Origin of the sequence: Blastococcus sp. TF02-09, from assembly GCF_003319105.1 — a bacterium.
GTDB lineage: Bacteria > Actinomycetota > Actinomycetes > Mycobacteriales > Geodermatophilaceae > Blastococcus.
The window spans coordinates 106,171-124,351 of sequence record NZ_QOHH01000004.1 but is presented as its reverse complement, the minus strand read 5'-3'; the positions used below and the strand labels follow the sequence as shown (position 1 = coordinate 124,351).

The following is an 18,181-nucleotide window of genomic DNA, read 5'->3' as shown; positions in this document are numbered from 1 at the left end:
CCGAGCCACCGCTACGGCGATCACGAGGCGAACTGACATGACCAACGGAGAAGACTCCCTCGGCACGGCGACCCTGTACCCGCTGAGCGAGACCGAGCTGACCGTCGCCGACCCGGCTGCCGACGTCCGCGGCCGAACGGTCGTCGACCGCAACGGTGACGAGGTCGGCCGCGTCGACGACCTCCTCGTCGACGACCGGGAGAACAGGGTCCGCCTTCTGCGGGTTGGCGAGGGAGGGTTCCTCGGCATCGGGACGTCGCACTACCTCGTCCCGGTGGACGCCGTCGTCTCCGTCGACACCGATCGGGTCCACATCGACCGCGAGCGCAATGGCATGGGCGGCGTCCCCGCCTATGACCCGGAGGTCGCCGCCCGGCCGGACTACTACGACGGCGTCTACGGGTGGTGGGGCGCCGCACCGTTCTGGGGCGCGGGCTACCGGTACCCCGGCTTCCCGTTCTGAGCGCCGCGCGTGTCCTCTCGCCGAGGTGCGGCGTCCGCCCGGGGAAGCCGCGTGGGCACGGCACTCGTCCTGTTCGTCCTGTGCGCGCTCCTGCCCGGGTGCGTGGCCGTCGGGACCGACGTGGGGAGCACCGCACCGCCCTCCACCACCCCGCCGGCCGGTGACGGGGCCACTCCGGCCGAGGAACGCATGGCTCGCGCGATCTTCGACCGGGTCAACGCCGAGCGGACGGCGCGCGGTCTGGCCCCCGTCGGCTGGAGCGACCAGCTGGCTGCGGTGGCCCGTAGCTGGAGTGAGTCCATGGCGCAGAGCGGCCGGTTCGAACACCAGGACATCGGTGAGGTGTTGGGCAGTGGAGACGTCGAGGGGCTCCGCGCCATGGGCGAGAACATCGCCACGTCGTCCGCGGCGGTGCCGGCCGGGGTCCTCCACGTCGGCTGGATGCGCTCGGACGAGCATCGGGTCAACGTCCTCAATCCCGGCTTCGATCGGCTCGGGATCGGCGTGGTCTGCGCCGCCGACGGTTCGGTGTGGGCCACGCAGGAGTTCGGTCGGACAGCGTCTGCCGACCTCCCGGCCATTGCCTCGCAGACTCCACCGCAGGAGCCCATCGCCCGCCCCGCCGAGGACGGCCCCGGCTGCGGCTGACGCCGCGCCCACCCCGGTCGTTCCGCGGACACCGAGCCGAAGCTCCCCCGGCAGTCCTGCCGACAGCGAAGCCTGCGGGCGGGACGCTGATCGCGACCTCGCCGAACCCCGATCGGCAACCCGGTACCGGGCATTCGGAGCCCGGTACCGGGTGACCACTACTTGATGGTGTAGCCAGCGTCGACCGGCAGGGCGACCCCGGTGATGTACCGCGCCTCGTCGGAGACGAGGAACAGGATCGCGTTGGAGATGTCCCGGGACTCGACCCACGGCACCGGTAGCGCGTTGGTGGCCTCGAACGCCTCGGCGGCCTGCTCCCGCGTCGGGTTCTCGGCGCCTCCCAGGAACAGCCCGCGGGTCTTCTCGTTCTGGATCATCACCGTGTCCACCCCCGTGGGGTGCACGGTGTTGACCCGGATCGAGTGGGGCGCGAACTCGTTGGCCAGCGTGCGCATGATCCCGACGACGCCGTGCTTGGCCGCGGTGTAGTGGATCGTGTTCGGCGTTCCCTTCAGCCCGGCGGTCGAGCTGGTGAGCACCATCGCTCCCCCGCCGTTCTCCACCAGGTGCGGCAGGCTCACCTTGCAGGTGTTCCACACGCCGGTCAGGTTGATGTCGATCATCTCCCGCCAGGCCTCGTCGGAGAGCTCCAGAGCCGGGAAGATCTCGAACACGCCGGCATTGGCGAGCACGATGTCCAACGTGCCGAGCTGGGCGACGCCGTCGTCGACGGCGGACCTCAGCGCCGCCGGGTCGCGGACGTCGGCCTGGGTGGCGACGATCCGGCGGTCGAGTGCCTCCACCTGGCGGACGGTCTCCGCCAGGTCGTCCTCGGTCGCCGGTGGGTACATCTGGATCGTCTCCACCGGGGCGGCGATGTCGACGGCGATGATGTCGGCGCCCTCCTCGGCCAGCCGCAGCGCGTGGCTGCGGCCCTGGCCGCGCGCGGCACCGGTGATGAAGGCGACCTTGCCCTCGAGTCGCCCGGCCATCACTTGACCACCATCCCGGCGTCGACCGGCAGCTGGATGCCGGTGACGTAGCGGCCGGCGTCGGAGACCAGGTAGAGGATCGCCTCGCTGACGTCGGCGGGCTCCACCCACGGGATCGGCAGTGCGTTGAGGCTGGCGAAGGTGTCCTGCACCTCGTCCTTGCCCGGGTTGTCCAGGTCGGGCCGGAAGTTCGAGTACGTCGACTGGTTCTGGATCATGTCGGTGTTCACGTTGGTCGGGTGCACCGAGTTGACCCGGATCTTGTCCGGCGCGAGCTCCAGAGCGAGCACCTTCACCAGGCCGACGACGCCGTGCTTGGCTGCCGTGTAGTGCGCCAGGTTCTGGATCCCCCGGAGGCCGGCGGTCGAGCTGGTGATCACGATCGCCCCGCCGTCGTCGTTGGCCTTCAGGTGCGGGATCGCCGGTCGGACCGCCTTGAACTGGCCCGACAGGTTGGTGGCGATCATGTCGTCCCACATCTCGTCGGGCATCTCCTCCGCGGTCGAGAAGCTGAGGATCCCGGCATTCGCCACGACGATGTCCAACCGGCCGAGCTGGGCGACACCGTCATCCACGGCTCGCTTCATCGCCGCGCCGTCGCGGACGTCGGCCTGGGTGGCCACGATCCGGCGGTCCAGTGCCTCGACCTCCGCGACCGTCTGCGCCAGGTCGTCGGGGGTCGCCAGGTCGTAGGGCACGGTGTCCACCTGGCTGCACAGGTCGACGGCGATGACGTCCGCCCCCTCCCGCGCCAGATGCACGGCATGGCTGCGGCCCTGGCCACGAGCCGCGCCGGTCACGAAGGCGACCTTTCCATCGAGCTTTCCCATGAGATTCCTCTCGGTCGGGGTACGGCCCGCTCCGGGGCTGGGAGCTGCCGCGGCCATCGCGCGCAACCGGCCGAGGCCCGCTGTGCGCGATGGAGGTCATGTCGTGGTGGCGCCGGCGTCGACCGGCAGCTGGATGCCCGTGACGTAGCGGGCCGCGTCGCTGACCAGCCAGGCCACCGCGTCGGTGACGTCGTCCGGCTGCACCCACGGCACGGGCAGGGCGTTCAACCCGCGGAACGGTGGGTCGACGTCGTCGCGGGTGACGTGCCGCGGCTCCAGATCCGGCCGGAACAGCGTGTAGGTCGCGTCGTTGTGGATCATGACGGTGTCCGTCGAGGTGGGGTGCACCGAGTTCACCCGGATCCCGTGCGGCGCGAGTTCCAGCGCGAGCGCCTTCGCCAGCCCGACGACACCGTGCTTGGCCGCGGTGTAGTGCGCCATGTGCTGGTTGGCCACCAGCCCCTCGGTGGAGCTGATGAGCACCATCGCGCCGGCGCCCTGTGCCTTCAGATGCGGGATCGACGCCCGCGCGGTGCGGAAGGCTCCGGAGAGGCAGGTGCCGACGACGTCGTCCCACATCGCGTCGCTGATGTCCTCGGCCGGGGCGTAGCTGGTGACGCCGGCATTGGCGACGACGACGTCCAGCCGGCCGAGCCGCGTCACGCCGTCGTCGACCGCCTGCTGGACCGCCGCGGTGTCCCGGACGTCGGCGCGGGTCGCCACGACCCTGCGGCCCAGCGCCTCGACCAGCCGCACCGTCTCGGCCAGGTCGTCCGGAGTTCCCATCGGGTAGGGCACCGTGCTGATCTGGCCGCACAGGTCGACGGCGATCACGTCGGCTCCCTCGTGCGCCATCCGCACGGCGTGGCTGCGGCCCTGGCCCCGCGCCGCGCCGGTGATGACGGCGACCTTCCCCTCGAGGGCGCCCGTCGCTCAGCCCTCCGGCGCGGACTGCGGGGGTGACTGCCGGGGAACGGGGAGCGCCGCGACCGCCGCCGCAGCGGGCGCCGGGGCGCCGTCCTGCCGGGTGAAACCAGCGGGGACGATGACGTCTTCGCGGCGGACGTCGTGCACCGAGGCGTGCCCGAGGCCCAGCAACGCCTCGTCGATGCCGCTGCGCAGGATCGACAGCACGTTGCGCACGCCCTGCTCACCGTTCGCGGCCATGCCCCACAGGTAGGCACGGCCGATCATCACCGCACGGGCTCCGAGCGCCAGCGCCTTCACCGCGTCCGCACCGCGGCGGATGCCACCGTCGAAGAGGATCTCGATCTGCCCGCCGACCGCGTCGACGACTCCGGGCAGCGAGCGGATCGAGCCGGGAGTGCCGTCCAGGTTGTTGCCGCCGTGGTTGGAGACCGAGAGGGCGGCCGCGCCGATGTCCACGGCCCGGCGGGCGTCGTCCGGGTGGCTGACGCCCTTGATCATCACCGGCAGGTCCAGCTGGTCGACCAGCCAGGCCAGGTCGTCCCAGCTGGGCGGCGGGGTCTGCATCCACTGGCCGTAGGCGTCGAAGAACCCGGGGGGCTCCTCCCCCACCGCGCCGATGTTGGGTACGCCCAGCTCGGGCAGTTGCAGGTGTCGGAGGTATGTGGCCAGGTACCGCGGCTTGCGGATCACCTCCGGGGCGAACCGCACCATCGTCTTGAGGTCGATCGCCTGCGGGATCGGCGGGCTCCCCCAGTCGCGGCGGGAGGCGAACGACCAGTCCAGAGTGAGGATGAACGCCTTGGCGCCGGCGGCCTTGCCACGCTCGGCACGGGCCAAGATCTCGTCCCGCGTGCCGACCCAGTAGGTCTGCAGGAAGGTCAGCGGGTTGGCCTCGGCGACCTCCTCCACCGGCTTGCTGCCGAACGACGACAGCCCCATCGCGGTGCCCTCCTCCTTGGCGGCTCGGGCGACAGCCACCTCCCCCTCGGGGTGCACCGCCTGCACGCCCACCGGGGAGATCAGCAGAGGCATCGAGATTTCGTGGCCGAGCACCGTGGTGCTCAGGTCCCGCTCCCCGGGCAGGTCCCCGATCCGCGGCCGCCAGGCCAACTCGTCGAAGGCACCGACGTTGTCCGACAGGGTCAACCCGCGCTCGGTGGAGGCCAGCAAGGCTAGGTAGACCGACCGCGGCAGCCGCTTCTTCGCCCGCCACTGGGCCTCGTTGACGGTCTCGAACCAGTTCCTCGTGCTCGCCATGGGACTCCGTCCAGGAGGCGGGATCGATCGAGCTGCGGTCTCAGCTCGTGTCGTTCTGTTCCCGGCACCTGCCCCGCTCGGTGACCCGGACACCCGGGACCACGGATCGTCACACGGCCGCAAAGAAGCAGTGCACCCACCGGGAGGCGTCCGGATTGGTGGTCGTCACACCGGTGACAGCCCTCGCCCGGTCCCTCCGGTGGGGCCGCCGATCCCACGGAGGCCCATGACCGCCGTGACGGCAGCCGAGACGGCCGCGACCCCGCCGCTGGTGCCGGCGGCGCGTCTGTACCGGGTGTCCGGCAACAGCGGGAGCATCGACGCGGCGTGCACGACGTCGAGCACCGTGGCCGCACGGAGCAGGGACGGGCTCGGCCGTGCGAAGAGGAGGCCGTGCTGCACGACGAGCCGAGCGCCCAGCAGGGACACCGCCCAGCGCCGGGACGCTGGCAGCTCGGGGCACACGGCCCGTACGACCGACCGTGGCCGGGTCAGGAGCGCCAGGCCCCACGCGGCACCGACCGTAGCCAGAACCCGGACCGCTCCTGCGGGCACCGGCTCAGGCACCGGTGCGCCCGGCGTCCAGCGCGGCGGCCGCCTCACGGGCACGGATGCGCTCGCGCTGCGGCTCGACGGTGTAGCGCGGGTCCTTCGCGCTGGCCACGCCGGCGTCGAAGATCCCGAACCGGGTGAGCGCCGACCCGGCGGCGAGCAGGGTGCCGCTCGCGGCGGCGAGCGCGCGGTTCCGCCCGGACAGCGGCGCCAGGAGCCCGCCCGCCGCGGTGCAGGCCCGCGCGAGCCGCAGCAGCGTGCCGGCGCGGCCCTGCCGGTAGGGCTCGCTGAGCAGCCCGTGCCCATGCTCGACGCGGTGCATCAGGCCGAGCTCCACGGCCGCCCCCACCGCCGCCACGGTCCGCGCCGGGCCGGCCTCGGCCGGCGGCGCCAGGGCCAGGCAGATCCCACCGCCGGCGGCGGCGGCCGACCCGGCGAAGACGTAGGGCAGCTCGACGTGCACCTCGTGCCAGGACGGCGTGGAGGTGTTCGCGAGCAGGACCGCGGTGTACGTGGTCAAGGGCCCGCCGAGGACCGCGGCGAGGGCGCCGGACACCCGGCGCAGCCGGGCCAGCCACCCGAGGACCTCGGCGCCGGCGGTCGCCGTCGCGAGCGCGCTGAACGGGGCGAGGATCCACGAGCCCACCGAGAGCGGCGACGTCGGTTTGAACACGCGCAGCATGTGCAGGAAGCGTGCGGGCCGGCCCAGGTCGTGGATGAGGAACCCCACCGACGTCAGGGCACCGGCGGCCGCGACCCGGTGGCCCACCGTCGACAGGCCCGGCCGGCGCGTGACGTCGGCGAGCGTCCCGATCAGCGACGACGCACCCGCCGCCCCGCCGAGGAACAGGTACAGCGGGACGTCGGGCTGCTTCCACACCGGGGCCTTGACCACCGGCCGCCCGTAGTAGGAGGTGAACTCGGCCTCCTCCACCATCGAGAAGTCCCGCCCGCGGCCACGACCACGCCGCCTGCGCCGCTCGCGCCCCTGCGCCGGCGCACCGTCCGCCCGCCGCCAGCCCGCACCGGGATCACGATCGGACCCCGTCACGGCCGCCGCCGCAGGAAGGCCGAGCCGATCAGACCCACCAGCCCGAGCGCCGCGGCCGCCGCGTGCCGCCACATCGCCGGGAGGTCCCGCGTGGTGACGACCGGGTCCGGCGGCAGGCCGTAGACCTCCGGCTCGTCGAGCAGCAGGAAGAACGCCCCCGCTCCCCCGACGCCGTCGTCCTCGTCCCGCCCGTAGAGCCGCACGCCCTCCACGCCGCGCTCCTGCAGCGCGGCGAGCCGGGCGTCGGCGCGGGCACGCAGGTCGTCGAGGTCGCCGAACTGGATGGACTGGGTGGGGCAGGCCGTGGCGCAGGCTGGCTGCAGCCCGTCGATGGTGCGGTCGTAGCAGAGGGTGCACTTGAAGACGCGGCCGTCGTCCTGCCGCTGGTCGATGACCCCGTACGGACAGGCCGGGACGCAGTACCCGCAGCCGTTGCAGATGTCCTCCTGCACGACGACGGTGCCGAACTCGGTACGGAACAGCGAGCCGGTGGGGCACACGTCCAGGCACCCGGCGTGCGTGCAGTGCTTGCACACGTCCGAGCTCATCAGCCAGCGGATCTCCCGGTCTCCGGAGGCGGTCTGCTGCGGGTCGGTCTGCTCGACCGCCGTCGTCGCCGCGGGCACGCCTCCGTGCACGGTCGGGTGGTCATCGAGCGGCCGGGCACCCGGCAGGCCGAGGGTGGGCATTGGCAGGTCGACCGTCCGGCTCTGCTCGACGAAGGCCACGTGCCGCCAGCTGTTCGCCCCGAGTATCCCCGTGTTGTCGTAGGACTCCCCGGTCAGCCCGAGCGCGTCGACCTGGCCGTGCGCGTCGTCCATCGGGAGGGTGTTCCACTCCTTGCAGGCGACCTCGCAGGCCTTGCAGCCGATGCAGATCGACGTGTCGGTGAAGAAGCCGACCCGCGGCGGGGAGTCGGTGTACCCGCGCTCCCCGGCCACATCGGGGACCGGCCCGTACAGGGTGTGCTCGGGGTCGTCCCCGGCCAGCGCACGCCCGACGGAACTGATGCTGGTCACGTATTCCTCCCCTCGATCGGCGCCCGGCCGTTCGGGCCGAGCAGCCCGCTCCCGGCGCCGGCGCGCCGCCGGTACTCCTCGACGTAGTCGACGAGGGCCGGACCGCGCGGGCGGCGGCCGGGACGGATGTCGCAGGTGCCGACCTTCGACTCCTGGATGTGCACGTTCGGGTCGAACACCGCACCCAGCAGCTCGTTGGCCGGATCGCCGGTCACCAGGCCGTTGGGCCCCCAGTGGTACGGCAGGCCGATCTGGTGCACCTCGCGGCCGGCGATCCGCAGCGGCCGCATCCGCTCGGTGACCAGCACCTTCACCTCGATGGCGTTGCGGGCGCTGACCAGTGTCGCCCAGCCCATGTGCTCGAGGCCCCGCTCCTCCGCGAGCTGCGGGCTGACCTCGCAGAACGCCTCGGGCTGGAGCTCGGAGAGGTAGGGCAGGGTGCGGCTCATCCCGCCAGCGGTGTGGTGCTCGGTCAGCCGGTAGGTGGTGACGACGAACGGGAAGACGTCGCTCTGCGCCGGGTTGCCCCGGTTCCACGCCCCCTGCACCTCGTGCCGCGCCGGATTGGCGTGCTGCCCGTACAACGCGTTGGGCACCGGCGACTCCGCCGGCTCGTAGTGCGTAGGCATCGGCCCGTCGGCCAGCCCCGAGGGGACGAACAGCCAGGCCTTGCCGTCGTTCTGCATGATGAATGGGTCGGCCCCACCGATGCCGTCCTCGGCCTGCGCGCCCTCCGGCGGAACGTAGTCCGGTGGCTTGGTCGACTCGAAGTCGGCGACGTCCGGTCCGCTCCAGCGGCCGGCGTCGGCGTCCCAGTACACGTACTTCTTCCGCTCGCTCCACGGCCGGCCCGCAGGGTCGGCGGAGGCACGGTTGTAGAGGGTCCGGCGGTTCATCGGCCAGGCCCAGCCCCACTCCGCGGCGACCCAGTCCTGCTCCTGCCCGGGCTTCCGGCGGGCCGCCTGGTTGACCTCGTCGGCGTAGACGCCGGAGTAGATCCAGCAACCGCAGCGGGTGCTGCCGTCGTCCCTCAGCGCGGTGTAGCCGGACACCGCGCGGTCGTCGGGTCCCGTTCCGCTGATCTCGCGCAGGACGGCGTCGGCGCTGGGCTCGTCGTGCTGGCCCGAGGTCGGGTAGTCCCAGGTGAGGTCGAGCAGTGGCCGGTCCCGCGGGTCGGTGGACCCGGCGAGCTTCTCCCGGATCCGGCGGCCCAGGTGGAAGTAGAACCACAGGTCGCTGCGGCAGTCGCCCGGCGGCTCGACCGCCTTGTGCCGCCACTGCAGCAGTCGCTGGGTGTTGGTGAAGGTGCCCTCCTTCTCCACGTGCGTGGCCGCCGGCATGAAGAAGATTTCGGTGGGGATCTCCTCGGTGACCAGCTCGCCGGTCTCCAGCTCCGGGCCGTTCTGCCAGAAGGTGGCCGACTCGATCATCTGCAGGTCCCGGACGACCAGCCACTCCAGGTTCGCCAGACCGAGTCGCGCCATCTTCGCGTTGGCGTGGCCCACCGTCGGGTTCTCCCCGACGAGGAAGTAGCCCGGCACGTTGCCCTGGATCTGCTCGGCCATCGTCTGGTACGAGCTGTGGTCGCCGGTCAGCCGCGGGAGATAGCCGAAGGCGAAGTCGTTCTCCGGCTGGGCGGCGTCGCCCCACCAGGCCTTGAGCAGGCTCACCGTGTAGGCGCGGATGTTGCCCCAGAAGCCGACAGACCCCGCGGCCTCGCCGACGAACTCCTCGAGCGACCCGTGCTGGCGCGCATGCGGCATCGGGATGTAGCCCGGGAGGATATTGAACAGCGTCGGGATGTCCGTCGAGCCCTGGATCGACGCGTGGCCACGCAACGCGAGGATCCCGCCGCCGGGCCGACCCATGTTGCCCAGCAGCGCCTGGAGGATCGAGGCGGTGCGGATGTACTGCACGCCCACCGTGTGGTGCGTCCATCCGACGGAGTAGACGAAGGCGCTGGTCCGTTCCCGGCCGGAGTTGGCCGTCAGCGCCTCGGCCACCCGGAGGAAGGTCTCCGGCTCGACCCCGCAAACCTCGTGCACCATCTCCGGCGTGTAGCGGGCGTAGTGCCGCTTCAGCACCTGGAACACGCAGCGCGGGTGCTGCAGGGTCTCGTCGCGCTCCGGCTTGCCGCCGATCGTCGTCCCGCCGCTGCCGGCCTCCTCCGACCGGCTGACCTCGTGGTCCTCCCCGCTGTGCGGGCGGGCGTTCTCGTCCGACCCGCCGGAGTCGGCCGGACCGCCTGGGCTGCCGGAGGCACCCGGCTGGGGCGCCAGGCGCTGCCCGGCGGCGGCGCTCATCTCCGCGCCCTCGTACTGCCAGCTCGTCTCGTCGTACTCCCGCGTCTCCGGGTCCCAGCCGGAGAAGACGCCGTCGAGGTCCTCGGTGTCGGCGAAGTCCTCGCGCAGGATCGCCGCGGCGTTGGTGTAGGCCACTACGTAGTCGCGGAAGTAGAGGTCGTTGTCCAGCACGTACCGGATCAGCCCGCCGAGGAAGGCGATGTCGGTGCCGGCCCGCAACTGCGCGTGGACGTCGGCCAGAGCGCTGGTGCGGGTGAACCGCGGGTCGACGTGGACGATCGTCGCGCCGCGCGCCTTGGCCTCCATGACCCACTGGAAGCCGACGGGATGGGCCTCGGCCATGTTCGAACCCTCGATGACGATGCAGTCGGAGTTCGCCAGGTCCTGCTGGAACATCGTGGCACCGCCACGACCGAACGAGGTACCCAGACCGGGCACCGTGGAGGAGTGCTATATGCGCGCCTGGTTCTCGACCTGGACCGCGCCCATGGCCGTGTAGAGCTTCTTCATGAGGTAGTTCTCCTCGTTGTCGAGGGTCGCTCCTCCGAGGCTCGCGATGCCCATCGTCCGGTTGACGCGCTTGCCGTCGACCTCGTCCTGCCAGCCCTTGCGGCGGGCGTCCAGCACCCGGTCGGTGATCATCTCCATCGCCGTGTCGAGGTCGAGGTCCTCCCACTCCGCCCCGTACGGACGGCGGTAGCGGACCGTCGTCACCCGCGAAGGGCTGGTCACCAGCTGCTTGCTGGCCGCGCCCTTGGGACACAGCCGACCGCGGCTGATCGGCGAGTCGGGGTCGCCCTCGATCTGGGTGACCTGCCCGTCCTCGACGAAGACGCGCTGACCGCAGCCCACGGCGCAGTAGGGGCAGATGCTCTGCACCACCCGGTCGGCCGTGGCCGTCCGGGGGGTCAGCTCGTCGGTGCCGCGGCTGCGCGCCGCGGCTCCCCTGCCGGTGGGGTCGTCGCCGCGCAGCTGCCGGATCACCGGCCAGGCGTCGAGCCAGGTCTTCACGTGTCCTCCTCCGCCGGGCTCAGCCGGGATCGGGGTCGTGGGCGGTCTGCTTGTCCCCCGAGGCCTTCTCCGCCAGCGACTGCTGGTGCCGCTTGCCGATCGCCGTCGAGTAGGCCTCCTCGTGCAGCCTCTCCTGCAGGTGGGGGTAGTGCGCGTCGAACGCCGGCCGGTTGGACCGGATGCGCGGGATCTCCCGGAAGTTGTGCCGGGGCGGTGGCGACGAGGTGGCCCACTCCAGGGAGTTGCCGTGGCCCCAGGGGTCGTCCCGCAGGGCCAGGTGCCCGTGCTTCCAGGAGCGCACGAGGTTGTAGAGGAACGGGATGGTCGCCGCGCCCAGCACGAACGACCCCACGGTCGAGATCGTGTGCAGCGTGGTGAACCCGTCACCGGGCTGGAAGTCCGCGTAGCGCCGGGGCATCCCCTCGTTGCCCAGCCAGTGGTGCACGAGGAACGTGGTGTGGAAGCCGATCATCGTCAGCCAGAAGTGCAGTTTGCCCAGCGGCTCGTCCATCAGCCGGCCGGTCATCTTCGGGAACCAGAAGTACACCCCGGCGAAGGCGGCGAAGACGATGGTGCCAAACAGCACGTAGTGGAAGTGGGCGACCACGAAGTAGCTGTCGTTGAGGTGGAAGTCCAGCGGCGGCGAGGCGAGCAGGACGCCGGTCAGGCCGCCGAGGAGGAACGTGACGAGGAAGCCCATCGACCAGAGCATCGGGGTCTCGAACGTCAGCTGCCCGCGCCACATGGTGCCGATCCAGTTGAAGAACTTCACGCCCGTCGGCACGGCGATCAGGTACGAGGTGAAGCTGAAGAAGGGCAGCAGCACCGCGCCGGTGGCGAACATGTGGTGCGCCCATACGGCCACCGAGAGCACCGTGATCGCCGCGGTCGCGAAGACGAGCCCCTTGTAGCCGAAGACCGGCTTGCGCGCGAAGACCGGGATGACCTCGGTGATGATGCCGAAGAACGGCAGCGCGACGATGTACACCTCGGGGTGGCCGAAGAACCAGAAGAGGTGCTGCCACAGCATCGGACCGCCGTTGGCGGTGCTGTAGATCTGCGCACCGAGGTGCCGATCGGCCTCCAGCGCCAGCAGCGCCGCGGTGAGGATCGGGAAGGCGAACAGCACCAGGATGCTGGTGAAGAACATGTTCCAGGTGAAGATCGGCATCCGGAACAGGGTCATGCCCGGGGCCCGGAGCGTGACGACGGTCGTGATCATGTTGACCGCGGCCAGGATCGTTCCCAGACCCGACACCACCAGCCCCATGGCCCACACGTCGCCACCGGCGCCCGGCGAGTGCACCGCGGTCGACAGCGGGGTGTAGGCGTACCAGCCGAAGTCCGCGGCCCCGCTGGGCATGAGGAAGCCCGACATGGTGATCAGGCCGCCGAACAGGAACAACCAGTAGCTGAACGCGTTCAACCGCGGGAAGGCGACGTCCGGTGCGCCGATCTGCAGGGGCAGCACGAGGTTGGCGAAGCCGAACGCCAGAGGAGTGGCGAACAGCAGCAGCATCACCGTGCCGTGCATGGTGACCAGCTGGTTGTACTGCTCGGGCGACAGGTACTGCAGACCCGGCTGGGCCAGCTCCCCCCGCATGAGCATCGCCATGAAGCCGGCGACGAGGAAGAACGCGAAGCTGGTCCCCAGGTAGAGCTGCCCGATCCGCTTGTGGTCGGTGGTCCGCAGCGCATCGGCGAACCGCCCGCCCTTGCGGGGTCTCTCCATGCCGCGCGCGCGGAGGACGATCCGCTCGGGCGTCAGGGTCACGGGACTCCCCGGAGGTGCACCAGCCGCACCCCCGGGGGGACGCGCCGCACGGGACGCCGTTGCTGGGCGCCGGTCTGCGCCCACCACCCTACGGAGAGCGCACGGTGCAGGCGACCGGGCGTCCACCGGCCGGTCCCGCCTCGCCGTCCGCACCCCCGGCCCGCACCATCAACCCCCATGAACGGGCAACCGGACGCCGTCGTCGTCGGAGCCGGGCCGAACGGGCTGGCCGCGGCGCTGCGGCTCGCCGCGGCCGGGCTGCGGGTGCGCGTGGTCGAGCGCAACCCGGTGGCCGGCGGCGGACTGCAGTCGGCGGAACTCACCCGCCCCGGCGTCGTCCACGACGTCTGCGCCTCGGCACACCCGCTGGCCGCCGCCGCCCCCTTCTTCCGCGAGTTCGACCTCGCCTCCCGCGGCGTCCGGCTCGTGAACCCGGAGATCCCCTACGCGCACCCGCTCGACGCCGGCCGCGCGGCGATCGCGCGGCGATCGATGGAGGACACCGCAGCCGGGATGGACGCCGATGCGGTCGCCTATCGCCGCCTGGTGGGGCCGGTGCTGCACCAGGCGCAGGACGTCGTCGACTACTTCCTGGCGAGCTCCTTCCGGCGACTCCCCACCCGAGGCATCCCCGGACTGGCCTGGTTCGGCCTCAACGGGCTGCCCGACGTCCGGCGGCTGACCCGCACGTGGTTCCGCACCGACGAAGCCCGGGCACTGCTGGCCGGGGCTGCTTTGCACGGGATGCTTCCGCTGAGTCGGGCGATCACGGGCGGACTCGGGCTGCTGCAGGGCACGCTCGCCCACCACGTCGGCTGGCCGCTCGTCGAGGGTGGGTCGCAGCGTCTGGCCGACGCGATGGTGGCCGCACTCGAGGAGCAGGGGGGCGAGGTCGTCACCGGCCACGAGGTGACCGATCTGCGGGAGTTCGACGGCGTCCCGGCCGTTCTGCTCGACGTCGTTCCCCGGGCCTTCGTCCGGATGGCCGGCGACCGCCTGCCGGACTCCTACCGCCGGGCGGTCGCCCGCTACCGGCACGTCCCGGGCGTCTTCAAGATCGACTGGTTGCTGACCGATCCCGTGCCCTGGGCCCATCCCGAGGTCCGGCGGGCGGGCACGGTGCACGTGGGCGGCACGCTGGACGAGATGGTCGAAGCCGAGGCGGCGCCCGGCGCCGGTCGGATCGCGGAGCGGCCGTTCGTGCTCGCCGTCCAGCCGACGGTGCACGACCCGACCCGCGCACCGGCCGGGCAGCACACCCTCTGGGGCTACGTGCACGTGCCGAACGGCTCGGACGTCGACATGACCGAGGCGATCGAGGCCCAGATCGAGCGGTTCGCCCCCGGCTTCCGCGACACGATCCTCGAGCGGCACGCCTTCACCGCCCCGCAGATGCAGGCGCACAACCCGAGCCTCGTCGGTGGCGAGATCTCCGGCGGCATGGCCACGCTGCGGCAGATGCTGGCCCGTCCCGTGCCCCGCTGGAACACCTACCGGACGCCGATCCCCGGCCGGTATCTGGCCTCCTCGTCCACTCCGCCCGGCCCGGCGGTGCACGGCATGTGCGGCGACAACGCCGCACGGGTCGCGCTGCAGGACGTCTTCGGTATCCGGGAGATGCCGCCGCTGCCGCGAACGGCACCGACGAACGCGTAGCGACGAGACCGCTCACCTACTGGCGCTGGCATACCGATTCCGCCCGGCCCGCACGGGTACCGGCGCGGACGACGAGCCGGAACGCCCACTCCGGAACCAGCCCGGTCGCCCGGGGTCGGGCACACGCGGAGCGCACGGCGCCGCTGACGAACGGAGATCACATGGTCGACAGGATCGCCGACATCTGGGGGACGCGGACCCCGCACGCCAAAGGCACGCGGTGGCCGGTGCGGGTGGACACTGCCCTCGCCGAGGGGGTCTCCGAAGGGGACGTGGAGAAGTGGGTCCAGTCGGCCTGCACCCTGTGCAGCAACGGCTGCGGCTGTGACATCGCTGTGGCCGACGGACGGATGGTCGGCGTCCGCGGCCGCGCGGTGGACACGGTGAACCACGGCCGGCTGGGCCCGAAGGGGTTGTTCGGCAGCTGGCAGGGCATGGGGCGCCGGCGCCAGAACCGCGGCGACCGGCTGACGCGACCCCTGATCCGCGAGGGCGGCACCCTGGTCGAGACCGACTGGGGCACGGCGATGACCCGGATCGTCGACCGCAGCCGGACACTGCTGGAGGAGCGCGGGCCCCTGTCACACGGCTTCTACACCAGCGGCCAGCTCTTCCTCGAGGAGTACTACACCCTCGCGGTCATCGGGAAGGCCGGCATCGGGACGCCGCACATGGACGGCAACACCCGGCTCTGCACGGCGACGTCGGCCGCCGCGATGAAGGAGAGCTTCGGCTCCGACGGCCAGCCGGGCAGCTACGAGGACATCGACTGGTGCGAGGCGATGTTCCTGTGGGGCCACAACATGGCCGAGACGCAGACGGTGCTGTGGATGCGCGTCCTCGACCGGCTGCACGGCCCCGACCGCCCGGCGCTCGTGTGCGTCGACCCGCGCCGCACCGCCGTGGCCCGCGAGGCCGACGTCCACCTGGCCCTCCGCAACGGCACCAACCAGGCGCTGGTCAACGGCATCCTGCGCGAGATCGTGCACCGTGGCTGGGTCGACGAGGACTACGTCGCAGCGCACACCTGCGGTCTCGAGGATCTCGTCGCCACGGTCGAGCCGTGGACGCCCGAGCGGACCGCCGAGGTGTGCGACGTCCCCGCCGACGACGTCCGGCGCGCCGCGGAGATCTTCGGGACCTCGGACCGGGTGCTGTCCACGGTGCTCGAGGGCTTCTATCAGTCCCACCAGGCGACCGCCGCGGCCTGCGGGGTGAACAACCTGCACCTGCTGCGCGGCATGATCGGGAAGCCCGGTGGCGGGATCCTGCAGATGAACGGGCAGCCGACGGCGCAGAACACCCGCGAGTGCGGCGCGGACGGGGACATGCCCGCGTTCCGCAACTGGGACAACCCCCGCCACATCGCGGAACTGGCCCGGCTGTGGGACGTCGACCCGCTGAAGATCCCGAGCTGGTCTCCCCCGACACACGCGATGCAGATCTTCCGGTACGCCGAGCAGGGATCCATCGGCCTGCTGTGGATCAGCGCCACCAACCCGGCGGTCTCGATGCCCGACAGCGGGCGCATCCGGCGCATCCTGGCCTCCGACGAGCTGTTCGTCGTCGTCCAGGACCTGTACGAGAACGAGACGACGGAGTTCGCCGACGTCGTCCTCCCCGCCGCTGGGTGGGGCGAGAAGCAGGGGACGTTCACCAACGTCAACCGGACCGTGCACCTGTCCGAGAAGGCCGTCGACCCGCCCGGGGAGGCTCGCAGCGACCTCGACATCTTCCTCGACTATGCCCGGCGCATGGACTTCCGCGACCGCTCCGGCCGTCCGCTGCCCCCGTGGAGCACCCCCGAGGAGGCTTTCGACGCCTGGCGGGACTGCACCCGCGGACGGCTGTGCGACTACACCGGGCTGAGCTACGACCAGCTCCGCGGCGGCAGCGGGGTCCCGTGGCCGTGCAACGACGAGGCGCCCGACGGGACGGTGCGCCTGTACTCGGACGGCGTGTTCCCGACCGCCTCGGAGGCGGCCGAGACCTACGGCCACGACCTGCTCACCGGTGCCGCCGTCAGCGCCGCCGACTACGCCGCTCTGGCGCCGGACGGCCGTGCGTTGCTCAAGGGCGCCGACTACGTCCCTTCTCCCGAGGAACCCGACGACGAGTACCCGTTGCGGTACACGACCGGCCGCACGGTGTACCAGTTCCACACGCGGACCCGCACCGGTCGGGCACCGCAGCTGCAGGCCGCCGCGCCGACCATGTGGATCGAGCTCGCCGCCGAGGACGCGCACTCCCTGGGCGTCTCGGAGGGCGACCGGGTGCGGGTGGTCAGCCGGCGTGGGCACATCGTCGCCGCCGCCCGGATCGCCGGCGGGCGTCCCGGCGTGGTCTTCGCACCGTTCCACTACGGAGCCCGGGGGCCGGACGCGGACCAGCCACCGTCCTCCGACGAGCCCACGGCCGCGAACGAGCTCACCAGGACCCAGTGGGATCCGGTGTCCAAACAGCCGCTGTTCAAGTTCGCGGCGGTCCGCGTCGAGCGCCTCGGCTCCGGCGACGGGCCGGCGCCGGCGCCGACCACGACTGCCTCGGCACCCGTGGACCCTGCCGCGGTGCCCCCGACGAGGGGACGCGGCGGGGTCGTCGTCCGCGAGGACATCGCGCCGGTGGAGCCCCCCAAGGCCGCGAGCGAGGAGCTGTCGTGAACCTGACCGCCGTGCTGACACTCCTCGACCAGGCCGAGCAGGACCTCGCGACCGGCTTCCGCACCGCGGCCGAGGGCCACGCCGAGGAGCCCGACATCCACGACATCTGCCACAACCTCGCCGCGCAGTGCGAGGGACGGCGGGTAGCGCTGGCGCCGCTCCGGGAGCGCTACGGATCCACCGACACCGGCGGAGCCGCCGACCGGCTGGGCACGCGGGTGCTCAGCGAGGCCCGCCCCGGCCCCCTCGGGCTGCTCCGCGATCTGCAGGACCTCTACGTACAGGCCGCTTTCGCCGAGCTGACCTGGGACCTGCTGCAGCAGGCCGGCGCTGCCCTGCACGACCGGGACATGCTGGCCGTCAGCCAGCGGTGCGCGCGCGAGGCGAGCATCCAGCAGGGATGGCTGCGGACCCGGTCCAAGCAGGCCGCACCCCAGACGCTGGTCCTCGCCCGATGATCCCTTCGTCCCCAGGACCGCTGCGCCCCGGGTGCAGTCGGTGATCAACCGAGCGGGCGTGCGGACCGGGACCTACGCGGGCCTGGTGTCGGCGATCGTCCTCGCCTGCGCGGGGGTGGTCGGCCTCGTGCTCCACCAGCCGTGGCTGTTCCCCAGCCTCGGACCCACCCTCATGGTGATGACCGAGACGCCACGGCAACCGGCGGCCCGGCCCCGCAACGTGATCGTCGGGCACGCCGTCGGCGTGGCCGCCGGCTACCTCGCTCTCGTCGTCACCGGGTTGACCGGCGCGCCGCCGGTGATCCGCACCGGTGTCAACTGGCAGTTCGTGCTCGCCGCGGCACTGGCGCTGGGGCTGACGTCGTTCGTGCTCCAGGCCATCGACATGCCGCACCCGCCGGCGGGGGCGACCACGCTCATCGTGGGGCTCGGCCTGCTCAACAAACCCGGTGAGCTGGGGGTCATCCTCCTCGCGGTCGTGCTCGTGACGGCGGGGGCGTCGGCGGTCAACCGGCTACGGGGTGTCCGCAACCAGGGTGAGCCCGTTGAACAGGGACCTCGTCAGCGGCCCTGACGC

At 72.0% G+C, this 18,181-nt stretch carries 12 protein-coding genes and 2 pseudogenes; 6 read left to right on the top strand and 8 right to left on the bottom strand.

Annotation, left to right across the window (positions count from 1 at the left end; all coding sequences use genetic code 11):
• Positions 1-37: 37 nt before the first annotated feature.
• On the top strand, positions 38-463 hold the full coding sequence (locus tag DQ239_RS07970) for a PRC-barrel domain-containing protein (RefSeq protein ID WP_113833882.1): 426 nt from the start codon (positions 38-40) through the stop codon (positions 461-463).
• Positions 464-514: 51 nt separating this feature from the next.
• Positions 515-1,111, top strand: a complete 597-nt coding sequence (locus DQ239_RS07965; RefSeq protein ID WP_233488907.1) for a CAP domain-containing protein — start codon at positions 515-517, stop codon at positions 1,109-1,111.
• A gap of 158 nt (positions 1,112-1,269) precedes the next feature.
• Here DQ239_RS07965 and DQ239_RS07960 read toward each other — a convergent pair whose 3' ends face one another.
• The 8 genes and pseudogenes from DQ239_RS07960 to ctaD all read right to left on the bottom strand — a co-directional run bounded on the left by DQ239_RS07960 (position 1,270) and on the right by ctaD (position 12,788).
• Positions 1,270-2,103, bottom strand: coding sequence for a mycofactocin-coupled SDR family oxidoreductase (locus DQ239_RS07960; protein WP_113834041.1), 834 nt, complete (start codon positions 2,101-2,103; stop codon positions 1,270-1,272).
• Positions 2,103-2,933, bottom strand: a complete 831-nt coding sequence (locus tag DQ239_RS07955; protein ID WP_113833881.1) for a mycofactocin-coupled SDR family oxidoreductase — start codon at positions 2,931-2,933, stop codon at positions 2,103-2,105. Before DQ239_RS07955 ends, DQ239_RS07960 begins: the two co-directional genes overlap by 1 nt.
• A gap of 96 nt (positions 2,934-3,029) precedes the next feature.
• Positions 3,030-3,848, bottom strand: a pseudogene (locus DQ239_RS07950) (mycofactocin-coupled SDR family oxidoreductase); the annotation flags it as partial.
• An 18-nt stretch (positions 3,849-3,866) separates the two neighbouring features.
• On the bottom strand, positions 3,867-5,120 hold the full coding sequence (gene mftD / locus DQ239_RS07945) for a pre-mycofactocin synthase MftD (RefSeq protein ID WP_113833879.1): 1,254 nt from the start codon (positions 5,118-5,120) through the stop codon (positions 3,867-3,869).
• A 559-nt stretch (positions 5,121-5,679) separates the two neighbouring features.
• Positions 5,680-6,609: an NrfD/PsrC family molybdoenzyme membrane anchor subunit gene (nrfD, locus tag DQ239_RS07935; protein ID WP_233488905.1), complete on the bottom strand. Its 930-nt coding sequence runs from the start codon at positions 6,607-6,609 to the stop codon at positions 5,680-5,682.
• A 110-nt stretch (positions 6,610-6,719) separates the two neighbouring features.
• Positions 6,720-7,742, bottom strand: coding sequence for a 4Fe-4S dicluster domain-containing protein (locus DQ239_RS07930; RefSeq protein WP_113833876.1), 1,023 nt, complete (start codon positions 7,740-7,742; stop codon positions 6,720-6,722).
• A pseudogene (fdh, locus tag DQ239_RS07925) lies at positions 7,739-11,056 on the bottom strand (formate dehydrogenase). Before fdh ends, DQ239_RS07930 begins: the two are co-directional and overlap by 4 nt.
• Positions 11,057-11,075: 19 nt before the next feature.
• Positions 11,076-12,788: a cytochrome c oxidase subunit I gene (gene ctaD / locus DQ239_RS07915; protein WP_113834040.1), complete on the bottom strand. Its 1,713-nt coding sequence runs from the start codon at positions 12,786-12,788 to the stop codon at positions 11,076-11,078.
• Positions 12,789-13,007: 219 nt separating this feature from the next.
• Between ctaD and DQ239_RS07910 the strand changes: the two genes are divergently transcribed.
• The 4 genes from DQ239_RS07910 (at position 13,008) to DQ239_RS07895 (ending at position 18,178) form a co-directional block, all read left to right on the top strand.
• Positions 13,008-14,486: an NAD(P)/FAD-dependent oxidoreductase gene (locus tag DQ239_RS07910; RefSeq protein WP_113833873.1), complete on the top strand. Its 1,479-nt coding sequence runs from the start codon at positions 13,008-13,010 to the stop codon at positions 14,484-14,486.
• Positions 14,487-14,647: 161 nt separating this feature from the next.
• Positions 14,648-17,146, top strand: coding sequence for a nitrate reductase (locus tag DQ239_RS07905; RefSeq protein WP_113833872.1), 2,499 nt, complete (start codon positions 14,648-14,650; stop codon positions 17,144-17,146).
• Positions 17,143-17,604, top strand: a complete 462-nt coding sequence (locus tag DQ239_RS07900; RefSeq protein WP_113833871.1) for a hypothetical protein — start codon at positions 17,143-17,145, stop codon at positions 17,602-17,604. Before DQ239_RS07905 ends, DQ239_RS07900 begins: the two co-directional genes overlap by 4 nt.
• Positions 17,605-17,662: 58 nt before the next feature.
• Positions 17,663-18,178 (top strand): HPP family protein, encoded by a 516-nt coding sequence (locus tag DQ239_RS07895; RefSeq protein ID WP_147252036.1) that lies wholly within the window; start codon positions 17,663-17,665, stop codon positions 18,176-18,178.
• Positions 18,179-18,181: the final 3 nt, after the last annotated feature.

Coding starts and splice junctions, on each gene's coding strand:
- DQ239_RS07960 (WP_113834041.1), bottom strand. CDS start 2,103: ATGGCCGGGCGACTCGAGGGCAAGGTCGCCTTCATCACCGGTGCCGCG.
- DQ239_RS07905 (WP_113833872.1), top strand. CDS start 14,648: ATGGTCGACAGGATCGCCGACATCTGGGGGACGCGGACCCCGCACGCC.
- DQ239_RS07970 (WP_113833882.1), top strand. CDS start 38: ATGACCAACGGAGAAGACTCCCTCGGCACGGCGACCCTGTACCCGCTG.
- mftD (WP_113833879.1), bottom strand. CDS start 5,120: ATGGCGAGCACGAGGAACTGGTTCGAGACCGTCAACGAGGCCCAGTGG.
- ctaD (WP_113834040.1), bottom strand. CDS start 12,788: ATGGAGAGACCCCGCAAGGGCGGGCGGTTCGCCGATGCGCTGCGGACC.
- nrfD (WP_233488905.1), bottom strand. CDS start 6,609: ATGGTGGAGGAGGCCGAGTTCACCTCCTACTACGGGCGGCCGGTGGTC.
- DQ239_RS07910 (WP_113833873.1), top strand. CDS start 13,008: ATGAACGGGCAACCGGACGCCGTCGTCGTCGGAGCCGGGCCGAACGGG.
- DQ239_RS07955 (WP_113833881.1), bottom strand. CDS start 2,933: ATGGGAAAGCTCGATGGAAAGGTCGCCTTCGTGACCGGCGCGGCTCGT.